At 62.6% G+C, this 6,466-nt stretch carries 7 protein-coding genes and 2 pseudogenes; 4 read left to right on the top strand and 5 right to left on the bottom strand.

What is annotated here, in order from left to right; translation table 11 throughout:
- A pseudogene (locus ACLP9N_RS16645) lies at positions 1-262 on the bottom strand (M15 family metallopeptidase); the annotation flags it as partial.
- Positions 263-455: 193 nt separating this feature from the next.
- Entirely contained in the window at positions 456-686 is a 231-nt protein-coding gene (locus ACLP9N_RS16640; protein ID WP_442408455.1) for a hypothetical protein, read from the bottom strand.
- Positions 687-894: 208 nt separating this feature from the next.
- Between ACLP9N_RS16640 and ACLP9N_RS16635 the strand changes: the two genes are divergently transcribed.
- On the top strand, positions 895-1,434 hold the full coding sequence (locus ACLP9N_RS16635; protein ID WP_442408454.1) for a cytochrome P450: 540 nt from the start codon (positions 895-897) through the stop codon (positions 1,432-1,434).
- On the opposite strand, the gene ACLP9N_RS16630 is transcribed toward ACLP9N_RS16635, so the two are convergent.
- Entirely contained in the window at positions 1,427-1,762 is a 336-nt protein-coding gene (locus ACLP9N_RS16630) for a hypothetical protein (RefSeq protein WP_442408453.1), read from the bottom strand. The genes ACLP9N_RS16635 and ACLP9N_RS16630 overlap by 8 nt on opposite strands.
- A 261-nt stretch (positions 1,763-2,023) precedes the next feature.
- Here ACLP9N_RS16630 and ACLP9N_RS16625 point away from each other — a divergent pair, with 261 nt between their 5' ends.
- Positions 2,024-2,710, top strand: coding sequence for a class I SAM-dependent methyltransferase (locus ACLP9N_RS16625; RefSeq protein WP_442408452.1), 687 nt, complete (start codon positions 2,024-2,026; stop codon positions 2,708-2,710).
- 30 nt (positions 2,711-2,740) lie between these two features.
- Here the strand turns inward: ACLP9N_RS16625 and ACLP9N_RS16620 are convergent, their stop codons facing one another.
- Positions 2,741-3,943 (bottom strand): glycosyltransferase, encoded by a 1,203-nt coding sequence (locus ACLP9N_RS16620; protein ID WP_442408451.1) that lies wholly within the window; start codon positions 3,941-3,943, stop codon positions 2,741-2,743.
- A gap of 129 nt (positions 3,944-4,072) precedes the next feature.
- Positions 4,073-5,047, bottom strand: a complete 975-nt coding sequence (locus ACLP9N_RS16615; RefSeq protein ID WP_442408450.1) for a UDP-glucuronic acid decarboxylase family protein — start codon at positions 5,045-5,047, stop codon at positions 4,073-4,075.
- A gap of 514 nt (positions 5,048-5,561) precedes the next feature.
- On the opposite strand from ACLP9N_RS16615, the pseudogene ACLP9N_RS16610 reads away from it, so the two are divergent.
- Positions 5,562-5,726, top strand: a pseudogene (locus tag ACLP9N_RS16610) (hypothetical protein); the annotation flags it as partial.
- Positions 5,727-6,001: 275 nt separating this feature from the next.
- Positions 6,002-6,466: hypothetical protein (locus ACLP9N_RS16605; protein ID WP_442408449.1), on the top strand; the 465-nt coding region annotated here is incomplete at its 3' end.

Here is a 6,466-nt window from a genome sequence, read left to right as displayed (position 1 = left end):
TGACCCGTCGCAGCCGCCCCGGCTCGACGGGGCAACCCGGCCGCCAGCTCGCGCCGAGTTCGGCGGCGGTGACCGGCTCCACGGTCCCACCGGCAGGTGCTGGCGGCGCGCTGGCCGACGACGACGCAACTGACGGTGACGGTGTAACAGCCGGTGACGGTGTGGCCGCAGGAGGTGGCTGCCCAGCGGTGCAGTGCACCAGCACGACAGCCGCTGCGAGCATTTCCGCGAGCACGGCACCCCGCCGCTCGAAGGCTGTCAACTGGGATGAGTCCTCACCGCTTGCTTCCATCGCTAAAGACCGCTGCGAGAAGCGGTCTCGCGAGTCAAGTGAGGTACCAACGCTACACGCCGTCGCCGATGAAGTTGTTGACGTGCCCACCAGCGTCGGCGGCACCGTGGTAGCCATTCACGGCCGTGCCGCCGGTGTTAGTCGGTGTTACGCGTGTTGGCCGTCAGCGCCGTTGCCGCTGCCGAACCAGCCACTGCCGCCTGCCCCGCCGTTGGGCGCCGCTGCCGCCGGCGCTGCCGTCGCTGCCGACGCCGGGCGTGATATGGACGACGCCGCCGCCCCCGCCACCGCCGCTCCAGTACCGACCCGCTGCCGCCAGATTCACGCTCGTCGTATCGATATCGCCCACCGGCGGCATTGCCCGATCGGCGGCATGCAGGCCGCCGCCCCACAACTGACAACCTCGCGTAGCGAAACCGCGAACAGCCTTAGACGTGTGTGGAATTATGACGTACGTCACATGCAACTGCCTTCCCGAGACAGGTCGTCGCTGCCGCTGGTAGAACGCACGTACTCGGTATCGCTGGTAAGACGCTCGACAACCAAGCTTGCATCTTTGCTGGGGTGGGAAGCCGTGACAGCGATGAAGGAGGAATCTGCCGTTGACCGCAGGTGTACATGATGCGACAGCGGTTGAACCAGCGACTGAGACTGAAGGCAACGGAGTCCCTTTAGTCGATGTCGATATCGATGCGAGCATCGCCGCGAACGACGAGCACGTGTCCAGTCACGTGGCGGAGGAACTCCTGCGGCTTGAGACGCCGTTTCCGTTCATCGGACGCTTCACCACGGAAGAAGTGACCATCGCCGACGTCACGATACCGGCGGGCTCTGTAGTGGCCCTGTGCCTGGCGTCGACCAATCTTGACGGCAGCGAAACGTCGTCGGTGACGGTAACCGAGGACGGAAAGATCCGCCCCAAGCGACACAGGAGCTTTGGGGCCGGCGTTCACCGATGCCTGGGCAAGGCCTTGGCCCGCATGGAACTGACCGTGATCGTGGTCGAATGGTTGCGCGCCGTACCGGATTTCGAATTAGAACGTGACCTCACTCTCAGCTTCACCTTCACGCAGGGCGGCGCGGTCACGCCAAGCAGTCTGCCGTTGCGATGGACAGCAGCCCGAGCGGCGCCCACTACGTAACTGCGCCCCCGCAGCCGCCGGGTGGGGCGAGCGGCGGCAGTGGGCTGCCATTGCCAATCACGTCGATCACGCAATCCATACGCATCCTCACGACGGGTGCATTAATGACGTGCCAATAGCTGCCGTCCGGGTAGCGTTCACCGTCGCAGTATCCGGGCTGGCCTAAAAGAAGGTTGCCGGCACCACCGCCCATGCACCAGAACATTATTGGGTCGGGGATTTTGGGGTCGGCTACCTTGCTGAAGTCGTAGTCGGCGTGTGCGTGGGCAGTGGTTGACAACAACGCGGTGGCCAGCGCCGCCAGGGCAAATCTGATGGTGTGCTTCATTTCGTCACCTCGGGTGTTTGTTGGCTTTCCTTATTTTGCTGTAAGTAGGCGGTCGACATCGACCACTCCGTCGCCGGCGCCGAGCGAGCGTCGATTGCGTCGGGGCGCAGAGTTGATACGCTTCACCCAAGCCTCCGCCCGGCAAATTTGACATCGCGAAACTCGAACGTCGCTCTGCGGGGGCTCAACTATGCCGGCCCGGCCGCGCAAAATGGCCAGGCTACCGACCGCCCTGGAGGAGCTTGTGCGCAGGAGCGCGCCATGACCGATCCCTCGATCCCCTACACCGCGCAGATGGACACGGTTGACGGCTGGTTCTACGCGATCGATGTCGACTTCTTCAGCAATCTGCTCGCTTACCAACGGACCGAGGACATAAAGGGCGACATGCTGGAGATCGGCACATATCAGGGCAAGTCCGCCATCCTGATGGGTTACGGCCTCCGCGACGACGAAGAACTGGTGATCTGCGATTTATTCAGCGCCGTGATGGATCACGCTGACATCCCGCTGAACCGACGCCAGCAGTACTCGGGCCTGCAGCAGGACGAGTTCCTGGCCAACTGGGACCGTTTCCACACTCGCCGGCCAACACTTGAAGTCTGCGAGTCATCAGAACTCGATCTCGGAGACCGGGTATTCCGTTTCATCCACATCGACGGTTGTCACAGCTACCAGTGCGTCGCCAAGGACATCAGCCTCGCTGCGACTCACACGGCCAAACGGGGCGTGATCGCGATGGACGATTATCGAGCCGTTGAAGCCCCCGGCGTGGCCGCAGCCGTCTGGCAGGCCGTCGACAATGGCTTGTTGTTTCCCTTCGCGGGGACCTGGATGAAGATCTACGCCTGCACGTCAGCCGCTGATCAGAGGTACTGGTTCGAGCGGGTCCGGAATCGTGGTGAGGTCTACGCCTTCCCCGACTTCGAGATGGCCCTCATACAGTAGGGTTTCGGCCACTGAAGGTTTCGGCACCGATCATTCCGCGGTCCGCGTTCGCCCCCCATCGGTCGAAGGCCCGAGGCCGATGGCGTCTTCCAGGAGATCGGCTGCGATGGCAGCGCTTTCGGCGGGTGTGGTCATCTGGGCGGCGACCTCACGGGTTCGAGTGACGCAGTGCGGAGTGAGGATGGACCGCAGATCCGCGACCAGTGACTTCAGAGTGGTGTCGAAGAAGGGCCGTCCAATGCCGACTTCCAGTTGGCCGACCGCAGCCGCCCACATCGGCTGATCGACCGAGACCGAAAGGGCCAAGGTAGGAATTCCAGCCCGCATGCCTGCGAACGTGGTGCCCGGGCCCCCGTGGTGGACGACCGCGCGGCAAGCGGGAAAGACGGTCGAGTGGTTCACCGTGCCCACAACCTTTACGTGGTCGAATTGCGGGATGTCGGTCAAATCGCTTGAGCCGCTGCAAATCAGCGCCCGCTCGCCTAACTGCGCGCAGGCCTCGGCGATCATCTCGACGAGGTCAGCGGGAAATGCTGCGCGCGCGCTGCTGCCAAAGCCGAAGTAGATCGGCGCCGTTCCCGCGGCAATCCACGACGAGACCTCGTCGTCGGCATCCGTCGGCAGCTCTAGCGTAAGCCCGCCAACGAAAGGCCTTCGGACGTACCATTTCTCCCATTCGGCTGCCAGCCCGGGAAAGAAGAGTTCGTCGTAGGCCTGGAGCTCCAGCGGTGGTCGCGTCGAGGGCCCCGTTGCCTCTGGCAGGCCCAGTGTCCGGCGGTAGGCGTCTTCAGCTTCTTTGGTTATGTGCCAATCTGTACCACCCTGCATTATCGGGTAGATGTGCAGCGCAGCCAGCGGAATGTCGTAGTACTCCGCAATATTGGCGCCCAGCCCCTGCTGGCTTGCGTCCGTCAATAGCAGGTCGGCCCCATCTGCCAGCGACATGAGCGCCTTACCAAGCTCCGGCCAGAGTTGGTTGATGTCCCTCAAAATTTCCAATGCCATGGTGATAGGGTTCGGCGTCTTCCCGTATTTGCTGGCGATATTCGCGTTCTGCACTACGTGGTCCGGGCCGTGGGCGACCGCCGCAAGCCCCGCCGACTCGACGAAGCCAACCATGTTGGGCGGGACCGCCATGCGTACTTCGTGGCCTCGGCGCTGCAGCTCCCGACCGATGGCTGCACACGGCTCGACATCGCCCCGACTTCCCAAGGTTGCCAGCACAAATCTCATCGGCGGAACCTAACTCGCGGTGATGTACATGTGCAGTCCGGCCGAGAGCCGAAAAGTACGCCGAAAACTAAGGGCAGCAATACCGTTCGGCATTCCTGGTCGGTGGGTGAGTCCGTTTCGTGGTAGGCATCAATGATCACAGCGCGCCCCTTGGGAGCCACATCCGATGATGCCTCTGAAATATTCGATAGTCCGCGCGGCCCCGTCTTCGAAAGGGACTCGTGGACGCCAGCCGAGCCTGGACTCGGCGAGGCTGATATCCGGCTTGCGCTTCCTCGGGTAGTCCGGCGGCAGGGTCTTAAAGACGGTCGTCGACGGGGATCCGGTCATTTTCTTGATAAGGTTCGCGATTTCGAGGACGGTAAATTCGGCCGGGCTGCCGAGGTTGACGGGTCCAGTGAACGACGGTTCGCTCGCCGCCATATTCACGAGCCCGTCGACGAGATCGTCTACATAGCAGAAGGAACGGGTTTGGCTGCCGTCCCCGAAAACGGTGATCGGTTCTCCCCGTAGCGCCTGGACGATGAACGTGGAGATGATTCGACCGTCCTCCGGGTCCATCCTCGGACCATAGGTATTGAAGATGCGCACGACCTTGATGCGGACGCCGTAGCGACGCGCGTGCTCGAGCATCAGCGTCTCCGCAACTCGCTTGCCCTCCTCGTAGCAGCCTCGCACGCCGAAGCAGTTGACGTTGCCCCAATAGCTCTCGACCTGGGGATGGCTCGTGGGATCTCCGTAGACCTCGCTGGTGGAAGCCTGAAGAATAGTCGCCCCATCCTCACGCGCCAGTTCAAGGAGGTTCCTCGTCCCGACGTAGTTGGTCTCAAGGGTGAACAGGGGATCGCGCTGATAGGTGAGCAGCGCCGCCGGACAGGCCATGTTGAAGATGACGTCCAGCGGACCCGCCACGCCCGCGCCTAGCGGCCGGGTGACGTCGTGCTCGAAGAAACTGAAGCCCGGATCGTCCTCGAGGTGCCTGATGTTCTCGCGACTGCCGGTATAGAAGTTGTCGAGCCCGAGAACCTCGATGCCGTCGCAGCGAAGACGATCGCAGAGGTGGGACCCCAGGAACCCGGCGGCGCCGGCGACGAGGGCTCTCACTTATTCTCCTTAGTTCCGGCCCACGCCGTGGTACTCGTAGCCCTCGGCCCGTAGGCGCCTAGGAGCATAGACGGCCGCTGCAGCTGTCTCCACTCTGCACGTTGACGTGGTTGAGTTCAGCCGCTGTGGGGACTGGATTTCGCGGGTGCCGCCCACGACTGCCACGGCCACCGTGGCCGGCTGATTTGTAAAGTCGGGGTGTCAGCACGCCACAGCTCGACGAATACACCACCTTGGTGGACGTAACCCAGGCCCGTCCCGTGCCTTGTCGTGGTTAGGCACGCGGCGTTTTTACGGGCTCACCGCAGCGGCGGCACTTTCGCCTTGATCTTCGACCACAGCGGATCCAGGGCCAGGCGCTAGGCGTCGCGAGAGTGTCGGGCGTGGGTGCGCTGCGGCGGGTGTGGGATATCCGGTGGCGGCAGGTCGGGCAAGGTGTCGGTTCTGTCATGGGTCAAACGGAGGACGGCAGCGGCGTCCCTCGCCGTTGTAGCCGTCGATTAGCATCCCCATCGTGGCGACGTTCAGCGACCTGTTCGCCCGCCTCGACCCCGACCCGAGGGTCCGAGGCAAACAGTTCGAGCATGTGTGCAAGTGGTTCTTCTCCAACGACCCGGTCTACAAGCACGAACTTCGCCGGGTCTGGCTGTGGGATGAGTGGCCTGGACGGTGGGGAGGCGATGCTGGCATCGACCTGGTTGCCGAGGACCGCACCGGACAGTTGTGGGCGATCCAGGCAAGCTTCTCGTACCGGATGGTGATCGCCACCACCAACCTCATCGACCGTATCGGCGAACGCACCATCCAGGACCAAGAGAAGCGGGTCACCTTCTTCCCGCTCAACGATCCTCAGGCTGCCGACGTTGACTGGCCCCGTTCCCCAAAAGATCTCCGTCCCACTCCAACGCGTAAGCCCGCCAGCCCGGCAAGCATCAGCGGGAGGCGATCACCAAAGTGGCTAAAGGGTTCACGTCGGCGGATCGCGGACAACTCATCAGCACCTGCGGAACCGGCAAGACCCTCACCGCGCTGTTCATCCCCGAGAAGCTGGAGGCGACCCGCACCCCAAATGGGCACATGGAAGAGAACAGCTTTGGAGTCAGCAGAAATGAGGTATCAAGACGTGACTACGTTGGGGTTCGCGGCGAGTTGGGGGACTTACGTTCAGCCACAGCGAATTTGATTCTGGTGGTAGACACACTGTTATCGAGGATGCAGACTCATCGCGATAAAGAGGGATACGGTTACGATTCACATAACGGCTCAGGAATATATCGAGGCACGCGCGGCCATTGCCGAAGCCAGGAGGCGTTTGCAGTGAAAGAGTTGTTGAGCAAGGGAATCAGATTACTTGTGGCACCAGGGGTTACGTTGTGGGTAATCCTCAATTCCCCCGTGGCCTGGGCCGGGCCGGGCGGC

The organism is Mycobacterium sp., assembly GCF_052144515.1.
Taxonomy (GTDB): Bacteria; Actinomycetota; Actinomycetes; order Mycobacteriales; family Mycobacteriaceae; genus Mycobacterium.
The sequence above is the reverse complement of the archived record's forward strand: the minus strand, read 5'-3'. Positions and strand labels throughout refer to the sequence as shown.